At 42.6% G+C, this 25,810-nt stretch carries 26 protein-coding genes and 1 other annotated feature; of the genes, 23 read left to right on the top strand and 3 right to left on the bottom strand.

The annotated features are described in order from the left end of the window. Window positions 1-96 precede the first annotated feature (96 nt). The 8 genes from MHH26_RS11560 to MHH26_RS11525 all read left to right on the top strand — a co-directional run bounded on the left by MHH26_RS11560 (window position 97) and on the right by MHH26_RS11525 (window position 5,673). Window positions 97-1,854: a sensor histidine kinase gene (locus MHH26_RS11560; protein WP_060596970.1), complete on the top strand. Its 1,758-nt coding sequence runs from the start codon at window positions 97-99 to the stop codon at window positions 1,852-1,854. Next, the gene (locus tag MHH26_RS11555) at window positions 1,851-2,588 is read left to right on the top strand and encodes a LytR/AlgR family response regulator transcription factor (RefSeq protein WP_034661809.1); all 738 of its coding nucleotides are present in this window, start codon (window positions 1,851-1,853) and stop codon (window positions 2,586-2,588) included. Before MHH26_RS11560 ends, MHH26_RS11555 begins: the two co-directional genes overlap by 4 nt. A gap of 137 nt (window positions 2,589-2,725) precedes the next feature. After that, window positions 2,726-3,169: an antiholin-like murein hydrolase modulator LrgA gene (lrgA, locus tag MHH26_RS11550; RefSeq protein WP_060596969.1), complete on the top strand. Its 444-nt coding sequence runs from the start codon at window positions 2,726-2,728 to the stop codon at window positions 3,167-3,169. A 14-nt stretch (window positions 3,170-3,183) separates the two neighbouring features. Continuing rightward, window positions 3,184-3,879, top strand: coding sequence for an antiholin-like protein LrgB (gene lrgB / locus MHH26_RS11545; protein WP_170966027.1), 696 nt, complete (start codon window positions 3,184-3,186; stop codon window positions 3,877-3,879). 129 nt (window positions 3,880-4,008) lie between these two features. Next, window positions 4,009-4,140, top strand: a sequence feature (ribosomal protein L20 leader region). 71 nt (window positions 4,141-4,211) lie between these two features. Next, on the top strand, window positions 4,212-4,727 hold the full coding sequence (gene infC, locus MHH26_RS11540; RefSeq protein WP_024718649.1) for a translation initiation factor IF-3: 516 nt from the start codon (window positions 4,212-4,214) through the stop codon (window positions 4,725-4,727). Window positions 4,728-4,751: 24 nt separating this feature from the next. Beyond that, entirely contained in the window at window positions 4,752-4,952 is a 201-nt protein-coding gene (rpmI, locus tag MHH26_RS11535; protein ID WP_003216324.1) for a 50S ribosomal protein L35, read from the top strand. Window positions 4,953-4,983: 31 nt separating this feature from the next. After that, complete coding sequence (gene rplT, locus MHH26_RS11530; protein WP_003216409.1) at window positions 4,984-5,343, top strand: 50S ribosomal protein L20; 360 nt, start codon at window positions 4,984-4,986, stop codon at window positions 5,341-5,343. Window positions 5,344-5,406: 63 nt separating this feature from the next. Continuing rightward, complete coding sequence (locus MHH26_RS11525) at window positions 5,407-5,673, top strand: DUF1294 domain-containing protein (RefSeq protein WP_106036950.1); 267 nt, start codon at window positions 5,407-5,409, stop codon at window positions 5,671-5,673. A 17-nt stretch (window positions 5,674-5,690) separates the two neighbouring features. Here MHH26_RS11525 and MHH26_RS11520 read toward each other — a convergent pair whose 3' ends face one another. Continuing rightward, window positions 5,691-6,095 (bottom strand): hypothetical protein, encoded by a 405-nt coding sequence (locus MHH26_RS11520; RefSeq protein ID WP_003216690.1) that lies wholly within the window; start codon window positions 6,093-6,095, stop codon window positions 5,691-5,693. A 181-nt stretch (window positions 6,096-6,276) separates the two neighbouring features. Between MHH26_RS11520 and MHH26_RS11515 the strand changes: the two genes are divergently transcribed. Next, window positions 6,277-7,365 (top strand): M42 family metallopeptidase, encoded by a 1,089-nt coding sequence (locus MHH26_RS11515; RefSeq protein ID WP_060596968.1) that lies wholly within the window; start codon window positions 6,277-6,279, stop codon window positions 7,363-7,365. Window positions 7,366-7,716: 351 nt separating this feature from the next. After that, the gene (cstA, locus tag MHH26_RS11510; protein WP_334750061.1) at window positions 7,717-9,513 is read left to right on the top strand and encodes a carbon starvation protein CstA; all 1,797 of its coding nucleotides are present in this window, start codon (window positions 7,717-7,719) and stop codon (window positions 9,511-9,513) included. Between the two features lie 41 nt (window positions 9,514-9,554). Here the strand turns inward: cstA and sspI are convergent, their stop codons facing one another. Further along, window positions 9,555-9,776 carry a small acid-soluble spore protein SspI gene (gene sspI, locus MHH26_RS11505; protein WP_003216243.1) on the bottom strand — a complete coding sequence of 74 codons (222 nt, stop codon included), beginning with the start codon at window positions 9,774-9,776 and terminating at the stop codon, window positions 9,555-9,557. Between the two features lie 113 nt (window positions 9,777-9,889). On the opposite strand from sspI, the gene MHH26_RS11500 reads away from it, so the two are divergent. From MHH26_RS11500 to pheT, 3 genes are all read left to right on the top strand, one after another. Further along, entirely contained in the window at window positions 9,890-10,633 is a 744-nt protein-coding gene (locus MHH26_RS11500) for a TrmH family RNA methyltransferase (protein WP_066030572.1), read from the top strand. Between the two features lie 376 nt (window positions 10,634-11,009). Continuing rightward, window positions 11,010-12,044, top strand: a complete 1,035-nt coding sequence (gene pheS / locus MHH26_RS11495) for a phenylalanine--tRNA ligase subunit alpha (protein WP_340973510.1) — start codon at window positions 11,010-11,012, stop codon at window positions 12,042-12,044. Window positions 12,045-12,059: 15 nt separating this feature from the next. Next, the gene (pheT, locus tag MHH26_RS11490; protein ID WP_340973508.1) at window positions 12,060-14,474 is read left to right on the top strand and encodes a phenylalanine--tRNA ligase subunit beta; all 2,415 of its coding nucleotides are present in this window, start codon (window positions 12,060-12,062) and stop codon (window positions 14,472-14,474) included. 40 nt (window positions 14,475-14,514) lie between these two features. Here pheT and rnhC read toward each other — a convergent pair whose 3' ends face one another. Then, window positions 14,515-15,393: a ribonuclease HIII gene (gene rnhC, locus MHH26_RS11485; protein WP_045210067.1), complete on the bottom strand. Its 879-nt coding sequence runs from the start codon at window positions 15,391-15,393 to the stop codon at window positions 14,515-14,517. 179 nt (window positions 15,394-15,572) lie between these two features. Between rnhC and zapA the strand changes: the two genes are divergently transcribed. From zapA to MHH26_RS11435, 10 genes are all read left to right on the top strand, one after another. Beyond that, window positions 15,573-15,830: a cell division protein ZapA gene (gene zapA, locus MHH26_RS11480; RefSeq protein WP_012010831.1), complete on the top strand. Its 258-nt coding sequence runs from the start codon at window positions 15,573-15,575 to the stop codon at window positions 15,828-15,830. 7 nt (window positions 15,831-15,837) lie between these two features. Beyond that, window positions 15,838-16,371, top strand: a complete 534-nt coding sequence (locus MHH26_RS11475; RefSeq protein WP_034661786.1) for a CvpA family protein — start codon at window positions 15,838-15,840, stop codon at window positions 16,369-16,371. A 114-nt stretch (window positions 16,372-16,485) separates the two neighbouring features. Then, entirely contained in the window at window positions 16,486-18,198 is a 1,713-nt protein-coding gene (gene polX, locus MHH26_RS11470) for a DNA polymerase/3'-5' exonuclease PolX (RefSeq protein WP_066030574.1), read from the top strand. A 21-nt stretch (window positions 18,199-18,219) separates the two neighbouring features. Continuing rightward, window positions 18,220-20,577 carry an endonuclease MutS2 gene (locus tag MHH26_RS11465; protein ID WP_340973820.1) on the top strand — a complete coding sequence of 786 codons (2,358 nt, stop codon included), beginning with the start codon at window positions 18,220-18,222 and terminating at the stop codon, window positions 20,575-20,577. A 14-nt stretch (window positions 20,578-20,591) separates the two neighbouring features. Then, complete coding sequence (locus MHH26_RS11460) at window positions 20,592-20,996, top strand: DUF350 domain-containing protein (RefSeq protein WP_007501637.1); 405 nt, start codon at window positions 20,592-20,594, stop codon at window positions 20,994-20,996. Window positions 20,997-21,158: 162 nt separating this feature from the next. Continuing rightward, on the top strand, window positions 21,159-21,614 hold the full coding sequence (locus MHH26_RS11455; RefSeq protein ID WP_060596964.1) for an immunity 63 family protein: 456 nt from the start codon (window positions 21,159-21,161) through the stop codon (window positions 21,612-21,614). Window positions 21,615-21,715: 101 nt separating this feature from the next. Then, a complete protein-coding gene (locus tag MHH26_RS11450; protein WP_340973504.1) occupies window positions 21,716-23,437 on the top strand; it encodes an AMP-binding protein in 1,722 nt (573 codons plus the stop codon). Window positions 23,438-23,604: 167 nt separating this feature from the next. After that, on the top strand, window positions 23,605-24,189 hold the full coding sequence (locus tag MHH26_RS11445) for a TetR/AcrR family transcriptional regulator (protein ID WP_003216590.1): 585 nt from the start codon (window positions 23,605-23,607) through the stop codon (window positions 24,187-24,189). Between the two features lie 26 nt (window positions 24,190-24,215). Then, entirely contained in the window at window positions 24,216-24,995 is a 780-nt protein-coding gene (locus MHH26_RS11440; protein WP_334750050.1) for an enoyl-CoA hydratase, read from the top strand. Window positions 24,996-25,026: 31 nt separating this feature from the next. After that, window positions 25,027-25,800 carry an electron transfer flavoprotein subunit beta/FixA family protein gene (locus MHH26_RS11435; protein ID WP_334750048.1) on the top strand — a complete coding sequence of 258 codons (774 nt, stop codon included), beginning with the start codon at window positions 25,027-25,029 and terminating at the stop codon, window positions 25,798-25,800. Window positions 25,801-25,810 lie beyond the last annotated feature (10 nt).

The following is a 25,810-nucleotide window of genomic DNA, read 5'->3' as shown; positions in this document are numbered from 1 at the left end:
CAATAAAGAAAAGATTTGAGAGATCTTGGATCATTGACCGCACATGATAGAATAGAAAGACAGTAGATATAACATACATCAATTGAGGTGGCCGGTTTGCTTCATTTAATTATTATGATGATCGAGCGTGTGGGGATCATCGTTATTTTAGGGTTTGTGCTTGCCCATGTGAAGGGCTTTCGCAATCTATTGCTTCATAATGAAGGGTTTCGAAAAAAGGCAGTCCTTGTCTTTATTTTTGCTTCTTTTAGTATTATCAGCAATTACACAGGAATTGAAATCCAGCAGCAGATGGTCATGAATCATGAGTTTTCCTATCATCTTGGCTCATCAAGCTCGATCGCCAATACGAGAATCATGGGGATCGAAATGGGCGGATTGATAGGAGGGCCGTTTGTTGGCATTGGTGCAGGGCTTCTAGCTGGGCTTCATCGCTATTCATTAGGAGGGAGCACGGCACTCAGCTGTGCGATTTCTTCGATTTTAGCCGGTGTGATTGCAGGCTATGTCGGCAGCAGGTTTAAACGGAAGAATCGAATGGTGACACCTCGCCAAGCCGCACTTTTTGGTGTGGCAATGGAATCCTTGCAGATGATCATTATCCTTCTATTTGCAAAGCCATTTGCTGATGCTTGGGGGCTTGTGAGTATTATTGCCCTGCCGATGATTTTTGTGAATGGAATTGGCAGCTTTATCTTTTTATCGATTTTACAGTCAGTCATTCGGCAAGAAGAGCAGGCAAAGGCGATGCAGACACACCGCGTATTTTCGATCGCCGATCAAACGCTGCCTTTTTTCCGCCAAGGGTTAAATGAACAGTCATGTAAAAGTGTGGCGGAGATCATTCATCGATTAACAGAAACAGATGCGGTCTCCTTAACCGATACAGAAAAGATTTTAGCGCATGTCGGTGATGGGACGGATCATCATATTCCATCGAAAAGCCTAATTACAGGGCTGTCGAAACAAGTATTGATGAGCGGCAAAATTATGAAGGCGCATTCGAAAGACGAAATCAATTGTTCAGTCACTCATTGCCCGCTTCAAGCAGCGATTGTGCTGCCCCTCACCTCCAATGGTCAAACGATCGGAACATTAAAAATGTATTTCAATTCTCCGGTCGGATTAAGCAGGGTGGAAGAGGAGCTTGCAGAAGGCTTGGCGATGCTGTTCTCCACACAGCTTGAACTTGGAGAGGCAGAAACCCAAAGCCGCCTGCTAAAAGATGCAGAGATCAAAGCGCTTCAAGCGCAAGTGAATCCGCACTTTTTATTTAACGCCATTAATACCATCTCTGTTTTGTGCAGAACGAATGTAGAGATGGCAAGGAAGCTGCTGCTGCAGCTGAGTATTTATTTCCGGTCTAATTTGCAAGGCGCCCGCCAGCTGCTGATTCCGCTGCATAAAGAAATTCAGCATGTAGAGGCATATTTGTCGCTTGAACAAGCGAGGTTTCCAAATAAATACCATGTGGCCTTTCAAATTGAAAAGGAGCTGGAGCAGGTGATGATTCCTCCATTTGTGCTTCAGGTGCTTGTTGAAAACGCAGTGAGACACGCTTTTCCTAAACATCAAACGAGTTGTGAAGTCGTCGTTTCTGCTTTGATGAAAGATGGGCATGTTTATATGAAAGTGACTGATAATGGACAGGGAATCGAGAATGACAAGATGGCTCAGTTATTAAAAGCGCCTGTTGAATCCAAAGAAGGAACAGGTACGGCTCTTTTTAATTTAGATCAGCGGTTAAGAGGGATTTTTGGCAGACAAGCCGCTTTATCCATTCATAGCGGCCAAGGCACTGACATCTCATTTCGCATTCCAATGGACTATGTAAAAAAGGATGATTTTCGTTGATAAACGTATTAATCGTAGATGATGAAGTGTTAGCAAGAGACGAATTAAAATACTTATTACGCAGAACGAAAGAGGATGTTCAAATAGAGGAAGCAGAAAATATAGAATCAGCTTTTGACCGGATGGTGGATCATAAGCCGGACCTGCTCTTTTTAGACATTGATTTATCTGGTGAGAATGGATTTGATATTGCCAAAAGGCTCAACCGGATGTCTGATCCGCCAGCGATTGTATTTGCGACAGCCTTTGATCAATACGCGCTGAAGGCGTTTGAGGTAAGTGCGCTTGATTACTTAACGAAACCATTTGATGAAGAGCGGCTTTTGCAAACGATCCAAAAGTTTAAAAAGTGGAAATCTGTTGAGACGCAAGAGCACCAGCTGTCAGATGAGAAAATACCCCATCAGCAAAAATTAGCCATCTCAGTCGATGACTCAATTGTCATCCTGCAAGTTGAAGAGATCATGTATGTAGGGCTCAGTGAGGGGAAAAAGGTCGTGAAAACAAAGGATCACATGTATGAGGTCACAGAACCGCTTGTGGTCATTGAAAAGAAACTGCCTGAGGCTTACTTTATGAGGGTTCATCGAAGCTATATCGTGAACACCTCTCATATGAAAGAAGTACAGCCGTGGTTTAATTCGACGTATAATCTGCATATGACAGACGGGTCGATCATTCCTGTCAGCCGCACTTACGCCAAAGAACTAAAGAAGTCGCTCCTGCTAGAGTAGGACGGCTTTTTTTGTTTGTATTTCAATACTCGTTTTCTGCATTTCATTCATTGAATCCGGCGAGTTTGGTTGTAAACGCTTCATTCATTTATTTCATGCCGTATACTGAGGGCAGTCGAAGAAAGAGGTGAAGGGGCATGAGTGCCACTAAAGTATATGGATTTCTATCTCAAGCATTTATCTTTGCAACCGTAATGTTCGTTTCTAATCTCATTTCAATGTATTTACCAATTCCGATGCCTGCATCTGTGATTGGTCTGGTTCTATTATTTGTTTTGCTGACAACGAAAATCGTCAAACTGGAGCAGGTGGAGCAATTAGGTACATCATTGACAGGGCTCATTAGCTTTCTATTTGTTCCCTCTGGTATCTCGGTTATTCAATCACTAGGTGTCATGCAAGAAGTAGGTGTGCAAGTCGTCGGTGTCATTATCATTGCAACGATTATGTTACTAGCAGCGACAGGGCTATTCTCGCAGCTTCTCATGCAATTATCAGAAAAGCCACAGAAACATAAAGAGACAAAGGAGAGCAAATCGACTCCTTCTCATTCTAATAAACCAGCTTCAAGTACGCATTAAAGGAGGAAAGCAAGATGGGTACAAGTACGATGAGTCCTTATTTTGGTATAGTCGTCTCATTAGTCGCCTTTGGAATCGGTACATTCTTATTTAAAAAATCAAAAGGCTTCTTCTTATTCACACCACTTTTTGTGGCCATGGTGTTAGGCATTTTATTTTTAAAAATTGGCGGTTTTTCCTATGCAGATTATAATGAGGGCGGCAAGATTATCAAGTTTTTCTTAGAGCCTGCGACCATTGCTTTCGCTATTCCGCTTTATAAACAGCGTGCATTACTTAAAAAATATTGGTGGCAGATTTTATCCGCTATTTTTGTAGGATCACTTTGTTCCATTACAATTGTGTATGTCGTAGCAAAAGGAATTCATCTTGATGCGGCTGTAATGAAAAGTATGCTCCCACAGGCAGCGACGACAGCAATTGCTCTTCCGATTGCAAAGGATATTGGCGGAATTGCAGATATCACAGCCTTTGCGGTCATATTTAATGCAGTCATCGTGTATGCACTAGGTGCTTTCTTCTTAAAATGGTTTCGAATTAAAAATCCAGTGGCAAAAGGGCTTGCACTCGGTACATCAGGACATGCACTTGGCGTCTCTGTTGGGATTGAGATGGGTGAAGTGGAAGCAGCCATGGCAAGTATCGCCGTTGTGGTCGTAGGAGTTGTGACCGTCATTGTCATCCCAATCTTTATGCAATTCATTCTTTGATGGTGCCATTGTTTTGAAAAAGCCTTGCCCAATTCGTTTAATCATGCTAAAATGAAAAAGTTGTTTCAAGAGTTCGGTTACTTGACGGACAAATGAAAATTGTGTAGAATAATTAACGAATTGAATAGATATCACAAGCAGAAGCACCCGCTTCTCACCTGATTGACACGTGTTTGTAGTTGACAGGTTGACCGTACATTTATTTTTTCATGCAAATGTTCGCAGTGTGGGTGTTTTATATGCCCACACTTTTTGTTTGCCTGTAAAACATACAACGAAATGGTCAAAATGAATTGTGAACTCAATTCAAAATCTCATGGAGGTGGCTCACTATTAGCAAAGATCAATTAGTTAATGAAGGTATTCGTGCGCGTGAAGTTCGTTTGATCGGACAAAATGGCGATCAGCTGGGGATTAAAACCCGCCAGGAAGCTCTGGAAATTGCTACGAAAGCCAATCTTGACCTTGTGTTAGTTGCTGCAAATGCAAAACCACCTGTTTGCCGAATCATGGACTACGGTAAGTTCCGATTCGAACAGCAGAAGAAGGAAAAAGAGGCACGTAAGAATCAAAAAATCATTAGCTTAAAAGAAGTTCGGTTGAGCCCGACAATCGATGAACATGATTTTAACACGAAGCTCCGTAATGCAATCAAATTCCTTGAAAAGGGCGATAAAGTAAAAGCTTCTATCCGCTTTAAAGGCCGTGCGATTACGCATAAAGAAATCGGACAGCGCGTGTTAGACCGTTTCTCTGAAGCTTGCGCTGAAGTAGCAACAGTAGAAACAAAACCTAAGATGGACGGACGCAGCATGTTCCTCATGCTTGCACCAAAAGTCGAAAAGTAAAGTAACAGAGGGAGGAAACATCCAATGCCAAAAATGAAAACTCACCGCGGATCTGCTAAACGTTTCAAAAAAACAGGTTCTGGTAAACTTAAACGTTCTCATGCGTACACAAGTCACTTGTTCGCTAACAAATCTACAAAGCAAAAACGTAAATTGCGTAAGAGCGCAATCGTAAGTGCTGGAGATTTCAAACGTATCAAACAACAACTTGCAAACATCAAGTAATTTGGAATAGGAATCATAGGAGGGAATTACAATGCCAAGAGTAAAAGGCGGAACTGTGTCGCGTCAGCGTCGTAAAAAGGTTCTTAAATTAGCAAAAGGTTATTTCGGTTCAAAACATAGATTATACAAAGTAGCAAACCAACAGGTGATGAAATCTGGAAACTACGCTTTCCGTGACCGTCGTCAGAAAAAACGTGACTTCCGTAAACTATGGATCACTCGTATCAATGCTGCAGCTCGTATGAACGGTCTTTCTTACAGCCGTTTAATGCATGGCCTAAAGCTTTCTGGTATCGAAGTAAACCGCAAAATGCTTGCTGACCTTGCTGTGAATGACCTAAGTGCATTCAATCAGCTTGCTGATGCTGCAAAAGCACAACTAGACAAGTAAGTCATATAAAAGATCATTCCGTCGAGGGGTGATCTTTTTTGCTCATCATGTGAGGTGAAATGAATGAATATCGCGATGATTCTACTGCTGATCTTGGTAAATGGCTATGGTTTTTTTCTCATGGGAGAGGACAAGCGCCGGGCAAAAGCGCATAAATGGAGAATTTCAGAGGCGCACTTATGGAGTGCTGCCGTGCTTTTTGGGGCTGCTGGATCGTATCTAGGGATGCAGTATTTCCGTCATAAAACAAAGCATCCTGCCTTTCAAATGGGCATGCCTGTGTTAATCATGGTGCAGTTGATCATATTAGGATATATCCAGTTCATCTGAAAAAGGAGCAGACGCCATCAAGACGGCGTGTCTGCTCCTTTTTTTTGTTTGATTTTTTTAATGGGCTGATCCCAATCAATTTTTGTTTGAGGATAACGTTCGATAATGTTTTCCTCCAATTTTTCAAAGTCTTCTAATGTAAATTCACTTAGCTTCTCGGGTGACTCCGTCCAAACGTAAATGGAGTGGACAAACAGAGGATGATCCTTAGAAGGAACATGCTTCTCCCCTTCAAACAAGACTCCTTTATAGACGAAATTAAAATTTTTGCGCGCATTTTGCTGTTCGTCCATAAAATAAAAGCCTTCTTTTAATTGTGCTTGTTTCAGCTTTCTTCTCGGATTTGAGAAGAATTTTACCGCCATGTAGAAGATGTAGACAAGCAGTGCAACAAGAGCAAGTCTAATGAGGATTACAAACATGACAGGATGCACCTCCAATATACCGTTATCTGATGTACTACGAATGAAAAGCCCAAAAGGTTTCAACTTTTTTTAAAAAAATATTTCGTTAAACGAAAAAATATTCATAAAAAGATCGTATTGAACGAAAGAGGTTTTGTATAATAAGAATGCACCATGAAGATAAAGGAGGATAAATGGAATGACAAAGCTAGATCAAACATTAACTATGCTGAAAGACCTAACGGATGCAAAAGGGATTCCAGGAAATGAACGTGATGTCAAAAAAGTCATGCAGACATACATAGAATCATATGCAGATGAAGTCTCTAGTGACCGCCTTGGCAGCTTAATCGCTAAGAAGGAAGGAAACGCAAACGGACCTAAAATTATGCTCGCTGGTCACTTAGATGAAGTAGGATTCATGGTGACAAAAATTGATGACAAAGGCTACATTCGCTTCCAAACAGTCGGCGGCTGGTGGTCACAGGTCATGCTCGCGCAGCGTGTCACCATTGTAACGAAAAAGGGAGACATTACAGGTGTGATTGGCTCAAAGCCGCCGCACGTCTTGTCACCTGAAGCTCGAAAAAAATCGATTGAGATTACAGATATGTTTATTGATATTGGTGCATCAAGCAAAGAACAGGTAATGGAGTGGGGCGTTCTGCCTGGAGATCAAATCGTTCCTTATTTTGAATTTACAGTGATGAATGATGAAAAAATGCTCCTTGCAAAGGCATGGGACAACCGTATCGGCTGTGCAGTAGCGATTGATGTCATGAAGAACTTACACAATGCTCAGCATGAGAATATTGCTTACAGTGTTGCAACTGTACAAGAGGAGGTTGGCCTGCGTGGTGCCAAAACAGCAGCGGCTACGATCCAGCCTGATATTGGATTTGCCATTGATGTTGGTGTAGCAGGAGACACGCCAGGCATCACTGAAAAAGAAGCAACAAGCAAGCTTGGCAAAGGACCAACGATTGTTGTATTTGATGCTTCGATGGTATCCCATAAAGGGCTTCGGGATTTTGTTGTCCAAACAGCGGATGAATTGAACATCCCTTATCAATATGACTCAATGCCTGGCGGTGGGACAGATGCTGGCGGGATCCATTTAACAGGTCATGGCGTGCCATCACTATCTATCGGGATACCAAGCAGATATATTCATACCCATGCAGCGATGATTCACCGAGATGATTATGAAAATGCAGTGAAGCTTTTAACAGAAGTGATCAAAAGACTTGATCAAAAAACGGTTGAGCAGATCACGTACGGTTCTTAATAGGTAAGCCTTTCCTCAGTATAGGGGAAAGGCTTTTTTATTCCTTTGAATTTCCCAGGAAATGAACGTTGTTTTTTGATTACGGTCAAAAGAACTGTTTTTAACAGAAGAAGAAAAAATATTCTAGTGAATAAGGCACATGTGATCTGGCTTTTATTTTTGTAAGATGAAAGCAATAAAAAGGACAGAGCCTAAAGAACGCCCTGTCAAAAGAGAGTTTATGGAAGTAGGTGAAGCTATCTTAAGAATAAATATATTATTCCTATTTGTCAACTTGGTTTTAAAAGAAAGAAAAATCAATCAATTTATGTTATATTTGTAACAAATTGTTTGTGCGAAGGGGATGGTTAAATGAATGCGGTTACAATTGTCATAGGATCTATGTGTATTTTAGCGATTGCCTATCGTCTTTATGGCACATTTATGATGGTCAAGGTATTAAAGGTGACAGACGATCATCCTACACCGGCTCACACATTAGAGGACGGGAAAGATTATGTGCCAACCAATAAATGGGTCACATTTGGGCATCACTTTGCTGCGATTGCAGCTGCCGGTCCGTTAGTGGGTCCGATTTTAGCCGCACAATTTGGGTATTTACCGGGTCTCCTTTGGCTGTTAATTGGCGCAGTGATTGGCGGAGCTGTACATGATCTTGTCGTCTTATTTGCGTCGATGCGAAAAAAGGGGAAATCATTATCAGAGGTAGCAAAGGAAGAGCTAGGACCTGTAGCAGGATTTTGTACAGGGCTTGCGATGCTGTTTATCATTACGATCACAATGGCAGGACTGTCTATGGTTGTGCTTCATGCATTAGAACGTAACCCTTGGGGGACATTTGCAGTCGGAATCACGATTCCAATTGCGATGGGGGTTGGTCTTTATTATAAAAAGACAGGCAATTTAAAACTGGCCACAACTGCGGGATTTATTTTGCTGATGGTTGGTGTATTCCTTGGACCGAATATTCAAGGAACGGCACTTGGTGATCTTTTAACACTTGATACAAAAACGCTTGCTCTTGCCCTGCCGATCTATGCTTTTTTTGCTGCGGCATTGCCGGTTTGGCTGCTGCTCGCACCGAGGGACTATTTAAGCAGCTTTATGAAAATAGGTGTTTTTATCGCACTGATTGCCGGAATCTTTGTCGTCAATCCAACGATTCAATTCCCAGCCTTAACAGAGTTTGTGAATGGAGGAGGCCCGGTTTTAGCTGGTCCTGTCTGGCCTTTTATTTCGATTACCATTGCTTGCGGGGCCATTTCTGGTTTCCACGCATTTGTTGGGTCAGGGACAACGCCTAAGATGCTTGACCGCTGGAGCGATATGAAGCCTGTCGCGTTTGGCGCAATGCTAGTAGAATGCCTAGTTGGCATTATGGCGTTAATTGCCGCTACGGCTCTTCATCCAGGAGATTATTTTGCGATTAACAGTACGCCAGAAGTGTTCCGAACGCTCGGGATGAGTGTTGAGAATCTTCCGCAGCTGAGTAAGGAAATTGGCCTTGATTTAGAAGGAAGAACGGGTGGAGCTGTGACATTAGCTGTAGGGATGGCGTATATCTTTACGGGAATTCCGTTCTTTAGTCATTTGGCGTCTTATTTTTTCCAATTCGTCATTATGTTTGAAGCTGTCTTTATTTTAACCGCTATTGATGCTGGAACGCGTGTGGCGCGTTATTTGATTCAAGATTTCTTTGGCGAAGCATATAAACCGCTTAAACGAAATGACTGGGTACCTGGGTCGGTATTTGCAAGTGCGCTTGCGTGTTTTATGTGGGGATACTTGCTTTACTCTGGAGACATCGGGTCCATTTGGGCGCTGTTTGGGGTTTCGAATCAGTTAATGGCATCAGTCGGATTAATCATCGGGGCAACCGTTGTATTAAAAATTGCAGATAAAAGGCGATATATGCTGACTTGTTTAATTCCACTTGCCTACTTATATGTGACAGTGAATTATGCGGGCTATTGGATGGTAGCAAATGTATACCTTAATCCTGAGGCATCAGGTTACAGCGTGCTGAATGCGGTGCTGTCAATTATCATGCTGATCTTAGGATTTGTGATCATTGTGTTTGCAATTAAAAAATGGGTCGAAATTTGGCGTGATCCAGCACTTCGGATGGAAACACCGATCACTGGCTAAATGAAAAAGCCGGTTTGCTGTGATAAGCAAACCGGCTTCTTTTATTGCTGCTGATGAGGCTTTAAGCCTTGCTCTAGTGTCTCGAGGATCTCGTTCTTCTCGTTTTCTGATGCTTCTTGCCATAGCACCTCGAACAACACGCCAAGGCCTGGCAGCATTTTTTCCTCGCCGCTTTGAATGGCATCTAAAATCGTATGTTCAAGCTGCTCTTGATTATGGCCAGTGATATTTTGAATGACTGCGCCTCTTAAATTAAAATCCATTGCCCACACTCCTTTTTTGATGGTAATAGCCCTATTCTGTCTCAAAGACAGGTTTATTATGTAGTGTGCATGAGATATAATAAATTCATGATATTTAAAGGAGTTAAAATCGCTTGAAATATATAGAATCAGCTAAAAACACAAACATCAAACAGTGGAAAAAGCTCCATACGAAAAAAGAACGTACGAAAACGGGGCTGTTTCTCGTTGAGGGAATACACTTAGTCGAAGAAGCATTGAAGAGCGGAGTTGTGAAAGAATTAATGGTCACATCGCCTGATAAGCTTCCTTCTCATATCGATCCTGACATTGAACTTTATGAACTGAGCGAAGAAGCCTTTTCTGCCATGACCGAAACGGAAACGCCTCAGCACATCGCGGCGGTTTGTACAGTTCCTGTATTTGAAGAAAAGAAGTATGAACGACTTCTTCTGTTAGATGCAGTGCAGGACCCAGGAAATCTAGGCACACTCATTCGGACAGCAGATGCCGCTGGTCTTGATGCTGTAATCTTAGGTGATGGAACAGTCGATGCGTTTAACGGAAAAACGCTCCGTTCAGCACAAGGATCGCATTTCCACCTGCCAATTTTAAAGCAAACCCTTCAGCAGGCAATACAAGCATGTAAGGAGCAAGGCATACCTGTATACGGAAGCGCCTTGAAAAATGCGAAAGCGTATAGAAGCGTAACGGCAGAAGGTCCTTTTGCATTAATTGTTGGCAATGAAGGAGCAGGGATTGACCAAGAGATTCTGCAAATGACAGACCAGAATTTATATGTGCCGATGTATGGTCAGGCAGAATCATTAAATGTGGCTGTTGCAGCGGCAGTTCTCGTCTATCATTTGCGTGGATAGTGTTGCAACATGCGCTTATTTTCACTATAATGAAAATAATATTTTAAAAACCATGATAGAGGAAGATTGTTTCAAGAAGCGGCCTTAAAGGGAGAATGCATCGTAGACTGAAAGTGCATTTAAGGAATGCTGAAACAGGAATTCACCTCTGGAGTTGTCACCGGGACCGCAAGCTTTGCGTAAAGGTGAACCGGATTCGTTTGATTCCGTTATGTCAATGAAGCTTATTCGCACATGCATTTGTGCTCAACAAGGGTGGTACCGCGACCACAACTCGTCCCTTCTTTTTTAGAGGGACGGGTTTTTTTATTGTCTTCAAACGATCAAACAGCCGTTTATCCAGGCGGTTTTGTATATCAAAAGGAGGATTACACTCATGCAAGAAACGTTAAAACAGCTTGAAACAGAGGCGATAGCGAAGGTTGAAGCAGCTAGCTCGCTCAAAGAAGTTAATGACATTCGTGTTCAATATTTAGGGAAAAAAGGCCCGATCACAGAGGTGCTTCGTGGAATGGGCAAGCTCTCCGCAGAAGAAAGACCGAAAATGGGCACACTCGCAAACGAAGTAAGAGAGCAGATTGCAAATGCTATTGCTGAAAAAAATGAGCAGCTGGAAAAAGAAGAAGTGAAGAAGAAACTTGCGTCTCAAACGATCGATGTTACATTGCCAGCAAGTCCAATCAAAATGGGGGCAAGACATCCATTAACAATTGTTGTGGAAGATATTGAAGATTTATTTATTGGTATGGGCTATACCGTTGAGGAAGGTCCTGAGGTAGAAACGGATTATTATAACTTTGAAGCGCTGAATCTTCCAAAGGAGCATCCAGCACGTGATATGCAGGACAGCTTCTATATTACCGAGGATACACTGATGAGAACACAAACGTCACCAGTTCAAGCACGTACACTCGAAAAATATAAAGGACAAGGTCCTGTGAAGATCATCTGCCCTGGGAAAGTATATAGACGAGACAGTGATGACGCAACTCATTCACATCAATTCATGCAGATTGAAGGGCTTGTTGTCGATCACAATATTAGCATGAGTGATCTAAAAGGTACGCTTGAGACAGTGGCAAGAAAAATGTTTGGTGAAGATCGTGAAATTAGACTCCGTCCAAGCTTTTTCCCATTCACAGAACCATCTGTCGAAGTTGATGTGTCTTGCTTTAAATGCGGTGGGAAGGGCTGTTCTGTATGTAAAGGAACAGGCTGGATTGAGATTTTAGGAGCAGGGATGGTTCATCCAAATGTCCTGAAAATGAGCGGATTTGATCCAGAAACTTACCAAGGCTTTGCTTTTGGAATGGGTGTTGAACGTATTGCGATGCTAAAATACGGCATTGATGATATTCGCCATTTCTACACAAATGATATTAGATTCACAAAGCAATTCAAGCAGGACTAAGAGGAGGAAATCAACATGTTTGTTTCATATAAATGGTTAGAAGACTATGTCGATTTAGAAGGCATTCAGCCGGATGAATTAGCAGAAAAGATCACAAGAAGCGGAATTGAAGTGGAAGCCGTTGAATATAAAGGAGAAGGCATCAAAGGGGTTGTCGTTGGACATGTCATTGAGCGTGAACAGCACCCAAATGCGGATAAATTAAACAAATGTCTTGTTGATATCGGCGAAGACGCTGCAGTGCAAATTATTTGCGGGGCTCCGAATGTGGATAAAGGACAATATGTGGCCGTCGCAACGGTTGGCGCAGTCCTTCCAGGGAACTTTAAAATTAAAAAAGCAAAGCTGCGTGGCGAAGAGTCTCATGGTATGATTTGTTCTCTGCAAGAATTAGGCGTAGAAAGCAAACTCGTACCAAAGGAATATGCAGAAGGCATTTTTGTTTTCCCAAATGACGTCAAACCCGGAGATGATGCTCTTCAGGCACTTCAATTAGACGATGCGGTACTTGAGCTTGGTTTAACACCAAACCGTGCGGATGCCCTGAACATGCTCGGTGTAGCCTATGAGGTTGCAGCCATTTTAGGGAGAGACATCAAACTTCCTGATACAGCACATGACACCTCTTTAGAAAAAGCAGCAGACTATATCTCTGTGAAAATTGAGGATCAAGAAGCAAATCCACTTTATGCAGCGAAGATCATTAAAAATGTAAAGGTTGGACCAGCACCGCTTTGGATTCAAACAAGATTGATGAATGCAGGCATTCGACCAATTAACAACGTCGTCGATATTACAAACTTTGTACTGCTTGAATACGGTCAGCCGCTTCATGCATTTGATTATGACCGCTTTGGTTCAAAGCAGGTGGTCGTACGTAAAGCATCTGATAGCGAAATCATTCAAACACTGGATGAACAAGAACGTACATTGTCATCAAAGCATCTAGTGATCACTAACGGGACGAAAGCGCACGCTGTAGCAGGCGTCATGGGCGGTCTTGAATCTGAGGTGCGTGATGAGACGACAACGATTCTTTTAGAAGCGGCATATTTCAACGGTCAAACGGTCCGTCAAGCATCTAGAGACTTAGGGCTTCGCAGTGAATCAAGCACACGATTTGAAAAAGGACTTGATCCGCAGCGTACAAAACCTGCAGCCGAAAGAGCAGCGCAATTGATCAGTCTCTATGCAGGTGGTGAAGTGCTAAGCGGGACTGTGGAGGAAAACCACCTTGAAGCAAGTATGAATGTCATCCACGTAACAACTGAGCGTGTGAATAAGGTGCTTGGCATGAGCATTTCAAAAGAAGATATGATGCAAATTTTCAACAAACTTGGTTTTACAGTGGGCGAATCAAATGACGTTCTTGTCGTAACGGTTCCTTCTCGTAGAATGGATATCACGATTGAAGAAGACCTCATTGAAGAAGTTGCCAGATTATACGGCTATGATAATATTCCGTCTACACTGCCTGCGACAGCTGGTACAGTTGGCGGTCTCACGCCGTACCAAGTGAAGCGCAGGAAGGTCAGACGTTTCTTAGAAGGCGCAGGTCTTTCTCAAGCGATCACGTATTCATTGACAAATCAGCATAAGTCTACAGCTTTTGCACTGAATCCAGCTTATAAAACGAGACTTTCCCTGCCAATGAGTGAAGAACGAAGTGTGCTCAGACAAAGTCTACTGCCAAACTTACTTGATTCTGTTGCATATAACTTGGCAAGACAAGCTGATTCCTTTGGTTTTTATGAAACGGGTTCTGTGTTCTTAGCAGAAGCTGAAGGAGAAAAACCAGTGGAAAAAGAGCATGTCGCTGGTGCGCTGACAGGCTTATGGCATAAAAATCTTTGGCAGGGCGAGAAAAAAGCCGTCGATTTTTATGTAGCGAAAGGAATTGCAGAAGGTCTATTTGAAAAGCTTGGTGTATCAGACCAAATCACATATGTTCAAGCAGAGCGTGAGGGTCTTCACCCAGGTCGTACAGCAGATGTTCATTTAAATGGAAAAGTCATTGGGTTTGTTGCTGCACTGCATCCAGTCATTGAAAAGGAATTAGATTTAAAAGAAACATATGTCTTCGAGTTTGATTTAACAGATGTGATGACGTCTGAATCGAAGGATATGAAATATACAGCGATTCCGAGATTCCCTGCTGTGACAAGAGATATTGCACTTGTTGTAGATCAGCATATCTCAAGCGGACAGCTGGAGCGGGTCATCTATGAGGCAGGCGGGGATTTATTGACAGACCTATCCGTCTTTGATGTGTATGAGGGTGAACATATGGAAGAAGGCAAAAAATCCGTTGCATTCTCTCTCCAATATTTAAATCCGGAGCAAACATTGACAGAGGAAGAAGTGACGGCTGTTCATACAAAAGTATTGAAAGCATTAGAAGATACGTATCAAGCCGTCTTGCGCGGTTAAAGAAAAAAAGAGCTATGGCCTTATGGGCCTTAGCTCTTTTTTATAACCATTTTTTCGCTTTTTGTGTGTTGGCAAAATGCAGCTTTGTAAATTGACGTAAAGCATCTTCGCCGTGCAGCTTGATGAGCTTCGCTGCCGCCTTGTCCACATGAGGACCGGCTCCTTTTGGAATGTCAAAGCCTGCTGCTTTTGACAACTTATCCATTTCAATTAAAAAGGCGTACCTTGCAATAATGGAAGCCGCAGCAACTGACAAATGAATGCCTTCTGCTTTTGTGCTAAAGTACGTCCGCTCCCGAATGATTTTTTTCCCTGCAAGATGCTTGAAATAAATGCCCGGTTCTGCAAATTGGTCAATCAAAATGGCTTCGGGCTGCTTCCCGTCTAATTTCTCCAGCACAGAGGTAATGACTTGGTTATGAAGGAGCGCCTTCATTTTTCCTTGACTCATGCCCTTTTCCTGCATCGCATTGTACTTTTCATTTCGGAGCACGAGAAGGCTGAACGGAATGGTTTTGATGAGATCTTTGGCAATATTGATAATCTGCGGGTCCTTTAGACCTTTTGAGTCTTTTACGCCAAGCTCTTTCATGAGAGCAAGCTGGCTGGCATCAACATAGGCGGCACAGACCGTCATCGGTCCAAAATAATCACCTGTTCCTACTTCATCTGAACCGATGACGGACATAGAAGCAATTCCTGACGGCGGACTGTATTTTGTGACAGCAGGTGCTTTTTGACTTTTCGTATCAGCTGCTTTTAAATGGCTGAATTGACTGGCTTCAGCTTCTGCCTTTTGTCCTTGAAACAGCACTTTTCCAGATCGATAGGCTGTAATCGTACAGCCAGGAACCTTTGCTTGAAAAAGGGCGCCTGGTGGTAAAGTATCAGTTAAGTGATGCGCATACGCGCTCTTCATCTTTTTAAGGTCTTCTGATGTTGCTTTTAAGACGGATTGGGGCACAGTGGATAACTCCTTTTTACCTTGATATCATTGATTTCTAAAGTGTACCATAACAGGGAAGGGCTCGTCTTTCCATTCAATGTCTAAACATGTTATGATAGAGACTAGGATTCTCGTGGAATGGAGGAGAAACGTTGTCTGACGGCGGTAAAACGAAAACAACAGTTGAGATTTACGGACAGTCCTATACGATCATCGGTCAAGAAACGAAGATGCATATGCGACACGTTGCTTCAATTGTTGATGATAAAATGAGAGAAATAAATGAAAAAAATCCATACCTTGATATAAACAAATTAGCTGTACTGACAGCAGTCAATGTCGTCCACGACTACTTGAAATTAAAAGAGCAATACGAAAAACTAGAGATTCAGCTTAAAGAAAAGGAATGAAATTACCGTGATCGATATCATCATTTTGTTTTTGCTTCTTATGGGAACGCTTGTCGGTCTAAAACGTGGGTTTATTCTTCAATTGATTAAATTGATCAGCTTTGTTGTTTCTATCTTAGTGGCTTCCATGTTTTATCAGTCACTTGCACCACAGCTTACGTGGATTCCAGCGCCTAATTTTAGCGGCGGTCAAGCGCAGCTCGCTTTCTTTAGTGGGAATCTAGAAACAGCTTATTATAATACCATTGCGTTTATCATTCTGTTTATCTTGACCAAAATCCTGCTCGCCATCATTGGCGGATTGCTCACAACCATTGCAAGTATACCTGTGATTAAGCAGGTCAACAAACTGCTTGGCGGTGTTTTAGGATTTCTTGAAACCTATCTATTTGTGTTTATTCTCTTGTTTGTCGCTGCATTACTTCCAGTCGATGCACTGCAAACAATGATGAGCAAATCCATATTAGCAGATGTGATCGTAGGCAATACCCCTTATCTGTCCAGTCTTGTCAAAGACTTATGGACGACGTATGGAGTTTAAAAACTTCTCCTTTCTTGGAGAAGTTTTTTCTCATTCCATGACAGAAAGTTGTAGGATGAAGGAAAAGTTTGTATATTTATAAAGGAAGATGCCAAAGCGGCTGGAGGATGAGAGATGAATAAAAAAGATATTATCAAACTTCTTGAAACAATTGCAGTATATATGGAGCTGAAAGGAGATAATCCTTTTAAGATTTCTGCCTTTCGTAAAGCAGCAGCGGCACTGGAACAAGATGACCGCAGCCTTTCTCAAATAGATGATCTATTAGCATTACCCGGCATTGGTAAAGGAACCTTTGCTGTGATCACTGAGTATATCGAAAAAGGACAATCAGAAACACTGGAACAATTAAAAAAGGAAGTGCCTGAAGGACTTGTCCCGCTCTTAAAATTACCAGGACTTGGCGGGAAGAAGATCGCTAAGCTTTACCAAGAGCTTGGCGTCCACGATGCACAGTCGCTAAGAGAAGCATGCGAAGCGGAAAAGGTACAAGCACTTGCTGGCTTTGGCAAAAAAACAGAAGAAAAGATTCTCGCGGCTCTTGAGGAAGCGGGAAAGCAGCCGGAACGACTGCCAATTGGCTTTGCATTAGATGTGGCAGAGCGGATTGATCATGCGCTTGAAGAGACGAAAGGTATCATCCGTTTTTCAAGAGCTGGCAGTTTAAGACGTGCACGTGAAACCGTGAAAGATTTAGATTATATCATTGCGACAGATGATCCTGAGCAAGTCAGAGAGCAGCTCGTTGCACTTGATGATGTGAAAGATGTCATCGCAAGCGGTGATACGAAGGTATCTGTCATTCTTGCCCTTGATTTTGAGATCAGTGTGGACTTCCGGCTTGTGACATCAGACCAATTCGCGACTACGCTGCACCATTTCACTGGCTCAAAAGATCACAATATTCGAATGCGTCAGCTTGCGAAGGAACGCGGAGAGCGCATTAGCGAATATGGTGTGGAAACGATTGAAACTGGAGAAGTGAAAACGTTTGAAGACGAGAGCGCTTTTTATGCGCATTTTCAACTTCCGCTCATTCCGCCAGAAATTCGTGAAACCGGAGCGGAGATTGATACGTATAAAGAAAGTATGCAGTTTGTAGAACTGAAAGATATCAAAGGCGACCTTCATATGCACTCGACATGGAGTGACGGAGCATTCTCTATTCGTGAAATGGCGGAAGCATGTATCGCAAAAGGCTATGAATATATGGCTATTACAGACCACTCGCAATATTTAAAAGTAGCCAACGGTTTAACAAAAGAACGTTTGCGACTGCAAGCTAAAGAAATTGACAAGCTTAATCAGGAATTCGAGCATTTTCACATTTTCAAAGGGGTCGAAATGGATATCCTGCCGGATGGATCGTTAGATTATGATGATGACTTTTTAAAAGACATGGATTTTGTCATTGCGTCTATTCATTCTAGCTTCTCTCAGCCGGAGGAAGTCATTATGGAACGCCTAGAAAATGCCTTGCGAAATCAGCATGTCGATTTAATTGCACATCCAACAGGCCGTTTGATCGGCAGACGGGATGGCTATGCCTTAAATATAGATCAGCTCATAGAGCTTGCGAAGAAAACGGGCACTGCACTTGAGCTCAACAGTAATCCGTCAAGACTTGATTTGAAAACAGAGCATTTAATGAAAGCAAATGAAGCGGGTGTGAACATCATGATCAATACAGATGCGCACAACATCGCCATGCTGGAACATATGGAAGTCGGTGTAACAGCTGCAAGAAAAGGCTGGACACCAAAAGCAAATGTCGTGAATACTTTTACTCTAAACGAGATCAAAAAGTTTTTAACGCGTGACAGGTAGTCGTTAGGAGGCTGGACCATGCTGCAACAAAAAGTGTTAGCATCATTAGAATTTCATAAAGTAAAAGAAAAAGTGATGTCCTATACCGCATCCACATTAGGAAAAGAAAGAGCGCAGGATTTAACACCTCTGACGGATATAGAAACCATTCAGCATTTGCTGGAAGAGGTAGCAGAAGCACAAGATGTGATTCGCTTAAAGGGGTCTGCGCCATTTGGCGGGTTAACGGATATTAGACGCGCAGTTAAACGGGCAGAAATCGGCAGTACATTAAGCCCATCTGAGCTGATGGAAATCGCAGGACTATTATATGCGGTGAAAAATATGAAGCACTTTCTCACGTCCATGTATGAAGATGGAGTAGACATACCGTGCCTTCATACATATGCTGAGACGCTGATATTACTGCCTGAAATCAGAAAAGAAATCGAAAGCTGTATTGGTGATAATGGAGAAGTGCTTGATCATGCAACCCCTGCACTTCGTTCATTGCGCATTCAATTACGCTCACTAGAATCAAAGGTTCGTGATAAATTAGAATCGATGATTCGTTCACAATCGGCTTCGAAAATGCTGTCAGACACAATTGTCACCATTCGTAATGATCGGTTTGTTATTCCGGTGAAACAAGAGTACCGCTCGAATTACGGCGGAATTGTTCATGACCAATCATCATCTGGGGCAACACTTTTTATTGAGCCGCAAGTGGTCGTGGATGTAAATAACACCTTGCAGCAAACCCGTTTAAAAGAGAAGCAAGAGGTTGAAAAGATCCTCCAAATGCTGACAGAGAGCGTGTCAGAGCACATTGGGGAACTGCTTCACAATGTAAAGGAGCTGCAGACGCTAGATTTTATTTTTGCTAAAGCTAAATATGCAAAGGCAGAAAAAGCCACAAAGCCTGCTGTGAATGATCAAGGAGAGATCTATTTAAAACGAGCAAGACATCCTCTATTGCCTCGGGATCAAGTTGTCGCAAATGATATTGAGCTCGGCAAAGATTTTTCAACGATCGTGATCACTGGACCAAATACAGGGGGGAAGACAGTTACCTTAAAAACGCTGGGTCTTCTGACGCTGATGACACAGGCGGGCCTCCATATTCCAGTTGAAGAAGGCTCTGAAGTGGCTGTGTTCGACCAAGTCTTTGCTGATATTGGAGACGAACAGTCCATTGAACAAAGCTTGAGTACGTTCTCATCTCATATGGTCAATATTGTAGATATCTTAAAGCATTTGACATCTAACTCACTCGTGTTATTTGATGAATTAGGGGCAGGAACAGACCCAGCTGAAGGTGCGGCACTTGCGATGAGCATTTTAGATGAAGTGCATCAAACTAATGCACGCGTCATCGCAACGACTCATTATCCCGAGCTGAAGGCATATGGGTATAACCGGGAAGGCGTCACGAATGCAAGCGTGGAGTTTGACATTGAAACTTTATCACCAACGTACCGCCTGCTCATCGGTGTGCCTGGACGAAGTAACGCATTTGAAATTTCCAAACGTCTTGGTTTGCCTGACCACCTCATAGACCGGGCAAAAGCAGATATGCATGCAGAGCATAATGAAGTAGACCAAATGATTGCGTCATTAGAAGATAGCAAGAAACAAGCAGAAGAAGAACTGCATGAGACAGAAGTCTATAGAAAAGAAGCAGAAAAGCTTCATAAAGAATTGCAAAGACAAATTCTTGAATGGAATGAGCAAAAGGACAAACTGCTCGAAGAAGCTGAACATAAAGCGAAAGAGAAAATTGAACAAGCATCAAAAGAAGCAGAAGATATCATTCAAGAGCTCCGTTCGATAAAAAGTGAACACCGCTCATTCAAAGAGCATGAACTTATCGATGCGCGAAAGCGTCTTGAAGAAGCTGTTCCTGAGTTTGACAGGAAAAAGAAGCCAGAGCCAGCGAAAAAAGCAGTAAGACAGCTGAAGTCAGGCGACGAAGTCAAAGTGCTCACCTTCGGGCAAAAAGGAACGCTGCTTGAACAAACAGGTGACAAAGAATGGAGTGTCCAAATGGGCATTCTGAAAATGAAGGTAAAAGAAAAAGACATGGAATTTATCAAATCAGCACCTGAATTTAAGCAAGAAAAAGCCATTACGGCAGTAAAAGGGAAAGATTATCATGTCTCCCTTGAACTCGATTTAAGAGGCGAGCGTTATGAAAATGCCTTAAGCAGAGTCGAAAAATATTTAGATGATGCTGTATTAGCTGGTTATCCGCGCGTGTCGATTATTCACGGAAAAGGAACTGGCGCCCTCAGAAAAGGGGTTCAGGAATTACTGAAACAGCACCGAAGTGTGAAAAATGCTCGTTTTGGCGAACAAGGTGAGGGAGGATCAGGCGTCACCATCGTCGAATTAAAGTAAAAAGGAGAAAACGCATGAAAGCCTTTTGGGAAAATGAACTTGTGGAAATTGCCGCCTATTATAGCGTGGCCGTCCTGTGTCTCGTCTTATTTCTAACCATTTTTGAACTCGTCACCTCCTATAAGAACTGGGAAGAGATCCAGCGGGGGAACTTAGCTGTTGCCATGGCAACAGGCGGGAAAATCTTTGGGATTGCAAATGTGTTTCAGCATTCAATCGCTCAGCACAATTCCCTTCTTCAAATGGTTGGATGGGGCGTATACGGCTTTGTGATGCTGCTTGTCAGCTATTTCATTTTTGAATTTTTAACACCGCGATTTAAAGTAGACAAAGAGATTGAAAATGATAATAGAGCGGTCGGGTTTATTTCACTCATCATTTCAGTTGGGCTGTCTTACGTAGTAGCAGCCGGCATTTAAGGAGACGACATGGAAAAGCTAGCAAAAGTATTAATCGTAGTTGCCTGCACTTTTGCGGTCATTGGTGCCGTTTATCTGTTCCTGTGAAATGAAAAAAACAACGTTAGAAAGCTGTCAGGGAACCCCTTGGCAGCTTTTATCTCATCAAAGGCGGCGAATGACATGAAGCACATTCTGCAAAAAGACGAACTGATCAAGCGTATTGATACATGTCTTCAAATGACATCCCTTCCAAGAGACATATATGAACCGTATATTGCACGTCCATTTCAAACGTCAGGATTTTTTGATGATTTGAGTCCCTATATTCAGATCGATTCAAGTGGTTATATCCTCATTCAATATGAACGAGGGATGAAAATGCTGCATAAAAGAACAAAAGTGGCGGATGAAGTCATTTACTGGATTTTAGAAGACATCATTTTTCTCACGGTTTACATTGACATGATGAGGAAGCATCAAGTCGACAACATCCAGACGCATTTACCGAATGACCCTAGTATCCATCAACAGATCGTGGAAAGAGTCAACGAGTCATTTCGTGCAATCGGCGGTTTATATGAACAGTGGCATCATGAAGGAAAAAGAGCCTCTATAGAAACACCGGCGAAAAAGTAAACGTGTGCAATTGAACCAAGCTCTATTAGAAAAAAGCAAACTGTCCTAAGGAAAAGTTTGCTATAATAAAATAGTACGAAAGTTCAGGAAGGAGGGTTTTTATGCAGTCAGATAAACGTTGGCTTCTGCATTACCCGAATCAAATTCCCCACGAACTCACCATCCCAAATGAAACATTACAATCTTACTTATTCAGCTCCGCAGAGGCTGCACCTGAGCATACAGCCATTCATTTTCTAGGAAAGAACATCACCTATGAACAGCTGCAAAAAGACGTATTGAAACTAGCCAGTCATCTGATGAAAATTGGCGTAAAAAAAGGCGACAGAGTAGCGATCATGCTGCCGAACTGCCCTCAATCGGTCATTTCTTATTATGCTGTTTTAATAGCAGGCGGCATCGTTGTTCAAACAAACCCGCTTTATACGGAGAAAGAACTGGAATATCAAATGGAGGACAGCGGCGCCAAAGTGCTGATCACGCTAGATCTGTTGTATCCAAAGGCTTATAAAATGAAAGCGCTGACAAGTGTGGAACACTTAATCATTACCAAACTACAAGATTATTTACCATTCCCGAAAAACATACTGTTTCCTATTGTGCAAAGAAGAAAAAATAAAATGGTCATCCAAGTGGAGAAAAATGACACCATTCATCACTTCTCGCAGATCACGAAAGAATCGGCAGGTGAACAGCAAATTCCCGCACTTGCCTTTGAGCCGAAAGAGGATGTCGCTGTTTTGCAATATACAGGCGGAACGACCGGTTTACCAAAAGGGGTCATGCTCACACATGAAAATATTTTAGCGAATACTGAAATGTGCGCTTCCTGGATGTACAAAACGACCAGGGGGAAAGAACGCATCCTTGGCATCATTCCGTTTTTTCATGTATACGGAATGACGACCGTCTTAAACCTTGCTGTCAAAGAAGGGCATCAATTGATTCTTCTTCCACGCTTTGATGTCGCAGATACCCTCAAAACGATTGAAAAACAGAAACCGACGCTATTTCCAGGCGCACCAACAATGTATATCGCCTTGCTGCATCATCCGAACATTGAAAAGTATGACCTGTTGTCCATCACTGCATGTCTAAGCGGCTCAGCGGCACTTCCTGTAGAAGTCAAACAAAGCTTTGAAAAATTAACAGGAGGACGCTTAGTGGAAGGGTATGGTCTTTCAGAAACCTCACCTGTTACTCATGCTAACTTTTTATGGGGAGCGAACAAAACAGGCAGCATTGGATGTCCGTGGCCTAATACAGATGCCGGTATTTATTGCGAGGAAACTGGAGGCCTCAAAGAACCATATGAGCATGGAGAAATCATCGTCAAAGGGCCGCAGATCATGAAGGGATACTGGAATCAGCCAGACGAGACAGCGGCTGTATTACGAGATGGCTGGTTTTTCACCGGAGATATTGGGTATATGGATGAGGACGGTTTTTTCTATATCGTCGACCGGAAAAAAGATGTCATCATTGCGAGCGGATATAATATTTACCCAAGAGAGGTCGAAGAAGCCCTTTATGAGCATGAGCTTGTACAAGAAGTCGTCGTCGCAGGTATTCCAGATCCGTACAGAGGAGAAACAGTGAAAGCATTTGTTGTGCCGAAAAAGGGTGCCTACTTAACAGAGGATGAACTTGATCGCTTTGTCAGGACGAGAATTGCCTCATTTAAAGTACCGCGCGTGTATGAATTTAAAGAATCACTGCCTAAAACAGCCGTCGGGAAGATTTTGCGCAGAGTATTAATTGAAGAAGAAAAAAGAAAGCACGCTTCTTCATCTGAAACGCCTGCCGATCAATCTAAGACATAACGGTCTGCATCATCCGGTCCATCGGCCGGATGATTTGAATGATGACCGTCTGCTCTGGTATGCTAAAGGTGGAAAAAAAGAAGAAGATGACTTGACAAATCACCCGTTTCTTTTTAACATAAAGTTATGAATGAATGCTCATTCAATTTAGAAAGGGACGAAGCACATTGAAGCAGAAAAGACCGAAGTACATGCAAATTATTGATGCAGCAGTTGTGGTGATTGCAGAGAATGGCTATCATCAATCACAAGTTTCAAAGATTGCGAAACAAGCAGGGGTAGCAGACGGAACCATTTATCTTTATTTCAAAAATAAAGAGGATATTTTAATCTCATTATTCAAAGAAAAAATGGGACAATTCATCGAACGGATGGAAACAGATATTCAAAAGAAACCGTCTGCCAAAGAAAAGCTTCTACTGCTGATTGAGGAGCATTTTCGTATGCTTGCGCAAAATCATCATTTGGCTCTTGTGACACAGCTTGAACTTAGGCAGTCAAACCTTGAGCTGCGGCAAAAAATCAATGAGGTGCTGAAAGGGTATTTAAATATGCTCGAGTCGATTTTAGCAGAAGGAAAGAAAACAGGAGAATTCAGACAAAATCTAGATGTCCGCTTAGCGAGACAAATGGTATTTGGGACGATTGATGAAACCGCGACAACATGGGTCATGAATGATCAAAAGTATGATCTTCCTGCACTCGCAGAAAACGTACGTGATCTACTCTTAAACGGAATTCATCAATCTTAAAGACAATGTGAAAAAGGATGATTGACATGGAAAAGATACTTAGCTTACATCATGAAAGGCAAACAGCGCTCATCACGATTCAGCATCCACCAGCAAACGCCTTATCTTCTCAGCTTCTCACCGAGCTTAATGACATGTTTGATCAGCTCGAACAGAATGAAGAAGTAAGAGCCATTGTGATCCACGGGGAAGGAAGATTTTTCTCAGCAGGTGCTGATATTAAGGAATTTACGACGTTACAGGAAGAGTCTGACTATTCAAGCCTTGCAGACAGAGGGCAGCAGGTCTTTGAACGGATTGAGCAATGTCCAAAACCAGTCATTGCCTCGATTCACGGAGCTGCATTAGGCGGGGGCCTTGAGCTTGCAATGTCTTGTGATATCCGAATCGCAACAAAAGATGCGAAGCTTGGACTGCCGGAACTAAACCTCGGCATCATTCCAGGATTCGGCGGCACGCAGCGCCTGCCGCGCTATGTTGGTTCGGCTAAAGCTCTGGAAATGATGGGTACAGCTGAACCGATTACAGGTGAAGAAGCATTCGCTTGCGGACTTGTTTCAAAGCTGGCAGAAACAGAGGAAGAGGCGCTTGAAGAAGCCAAAACACTTGCGGCAAAATTTGCAGCGAAAAGCCCAAAATCACTCGAGTATGTGCTGGATTTATTGAACGCAACAAAATTGTATTCATATGATGGCGGAATGAAGCTGGAAGCCAAAAAGTTCGGTGAAATTTTCCAATCGAATGACGCCAAAGAAGGTATCCAAGCCTTTATCGAAAAGCGCAAACCGAACTTTAAAGGGGAATAAGGGATTAGAACGACACAAGGGGGAGAAATGGATGAATATATTTGTTTTGATGAAGCGTACGTTTGACACGGAAGAGAAGATTTCCATTCAGTCTGGTGCAATTCAAGAAGATGGAGCAGAGTTCATTATTAATCCTTATGACGAGTACGCCATAGAAGAAGCCATCCAGCTTCGTGACGAGCACGGGGGAGAAGTGACCGTTGTGACAGTTGGCAGTGAGGACGCGGAGAAGCAGCTGAGAACAGCGCTCGCTATGGGCTGCGATCAAGCCGTTTTATTAAATGTGGAAGACGACTTAGAAGAGTGGGATCAATATTCAGCTTCTACGATTCTTTACCACTATTTAAAAGACAAAGAGGCTTCCTTAATCTTAGCAGGGAATGTGGCAATTGACGGGGGCTCTGGACAGGTTGCCCCGCGTCTTGCTGAATTACTTGGTTTTTCATATGTCACAACGATTACAAGTATTCAAATTGACGGCGGCTCTGCTTCGATTGAACGAGATGCAGAAGGTGATGTGGAAGTGATTTCTGCCGAGCTCCCGCTTGTCGTCACTGCCCAGCAAGGTCTCAATGAGCCTCGCTATCCATCATTACCAGGCATTATGAAGGCAAAGAAAAAGCCTTTAGAAGAATTGGAACTGGATGATTTAGATCTGAGTGAAGACGATGTGCCATATAAAATCAAAACAATTGAACGTTTCTTACCGGAGAAAAAAGAGGGTGGCAAGGTGCTCAGCGGTGAGCTTCAGGATCAAGTCAAAGAACTGACAGATCTACTAAGAAACGAAGCAAAGGTCATCTAACTATCTACTT

Source organism: Bacillus sp. FSL K6-2839, assembly GCF_038003365.1.
In the GTDB taxonomy this organism is placed as follows: domain Bacteria; phylum Bacillota; class Bacilli; order Bacillales; family Bacillaceae; genus Bacillus.
This window is presented reverse-complemented; position numbering and strand designations above follow the sequence as displayed.

What these genes read in the sequence shown, in the direction of transcription:
- lrgA (WP_060596969.1), top strand. Translation starts at nt 2,726, where the DNA reads ATGAGTGCCACTAAAGTATATGGATTTCTATCTCAAGCATTTATCTTT.
- lrgB (WP_170966027.1), top strand. Translation starts at nt 3,184, where the DNA reads ATGGGTACAAGTACGATGAGTCCTTATTTTGGTATAGTCGTCTCATTA.
- rpmI (WP_003216324.1), top strand. Translation starts at nt 4,752, where the DNA reads ATGCCAAAAATGAAAACTCACCGCGGATCTGCTAAACGTTTCAAAAAA.
- rplT (WP_003216409.1), top strand. Translation starts at nt 4,984, where the DNA reads ATGCCAAGAGTAAAAGGCGGAACTGTGTCGCGTCAGCGTCGTAAAAAG.
- MHH26_RS11525 (WP_106036950.1), top strand. Translation starts at nt 5,407, where the DNA reads ATGAATATCGCGATGATTCTACTGCTGATCTTGGTAAATGGCTATGGT.
- MHH26_RS11520 (WP_003216690.1), bottom strand. Translation starts at nt 6,095, where the DNA reads ATGTTTGTAATCCTCATTAGACTTGCTCTTGTTGCACTGCTTGTCTAC.
- MHH26_RS11515 (WP_060596968.1), top strand. Translation starts at nt 6,277, where the DNA reads ATGACAAAGCTAGATCAAACATTAACTATGCTGAAAGACCTAACGGAT.
- cstA (WP_334750061.1), top strand. Translation starts at nt 7,717, where the DNA reads ATGAATGCGGTTACAATTGTCATAGGATCTATGTGTATTTTAGCGATT.
- sspI (WP_003216243.1), bottom strand. Translation starts at nt 9,776, where the DNA reads ATGGATTTTAATTTAAGAGGCGCAGTCATTCAAAATATCACTGGCCAT.
- pheS (WP_340973510.1), top strand. Translation starts at nt 11,010, where the DNA reads ATGCAAGAAACGTTAAAACAGCTTGAAACAGAGGCGATAGCGAAGGTT.
- pheT (WP_340973508.1), top strand. Translation starts at nt 12,060, where the DNA reads ATGTTTGTTTCATATAAATGGTTAGAAGACTATGTCGATTTAGAAGGC.
- rnhC (WP_045210067.1), bottom strand. Translation starts at nt 15,393, where the DNA reads ATGAAGAGCGCGTATGCGCATCACTTAACTGATACTTTACCACCAGGC.
- polX (WP_066030574.1), top strand. Translation starts at nt 16,486, where the DNA reads ATGAATAAAAAAGATATTATCAAACTTCTTGAAACAATTGCAGTATAT.
- MHH26_RS11460 (WP_007501637.1), top strand. Translation starts at nt 20,592, where the DNA reads ATGAAAGCCTTTTGGGAAAATGAACTTGTGGAAATTGCCGCCTATTAT.
- MHH26_RS11455 (WP_060596964.1), top strand. Translation starts at nt 21,159, where the DNA reads ATGAAGCACATTCTGCAAAAAGACGAACTGATCAAGCGTATTGATACA.
- MHH26_RS11450 (WP_340973504.1), top strand. Translation starts at nt 21,716, where the DNA reads ATGCAGTCAGATAAACGTTGGCTTCTGCATTACCCGAATCAAATTCCC.
- MHH26_RS11440 (WP_334750050.1), top strand. Translation starts at nt 24,216, where the DNA reads ATGGAAAAGATACTTAGCTTACATCATGAAAGGCAAACAGCGCTCATC.
- MHH26_RS11435 (WP_334750048.1), top strand. Translation starts at nt 25,027, where the DNA reads ATGAATATATTTGTTTTGATGAAGCGTACGTTTGACACGGAAGAGAAG.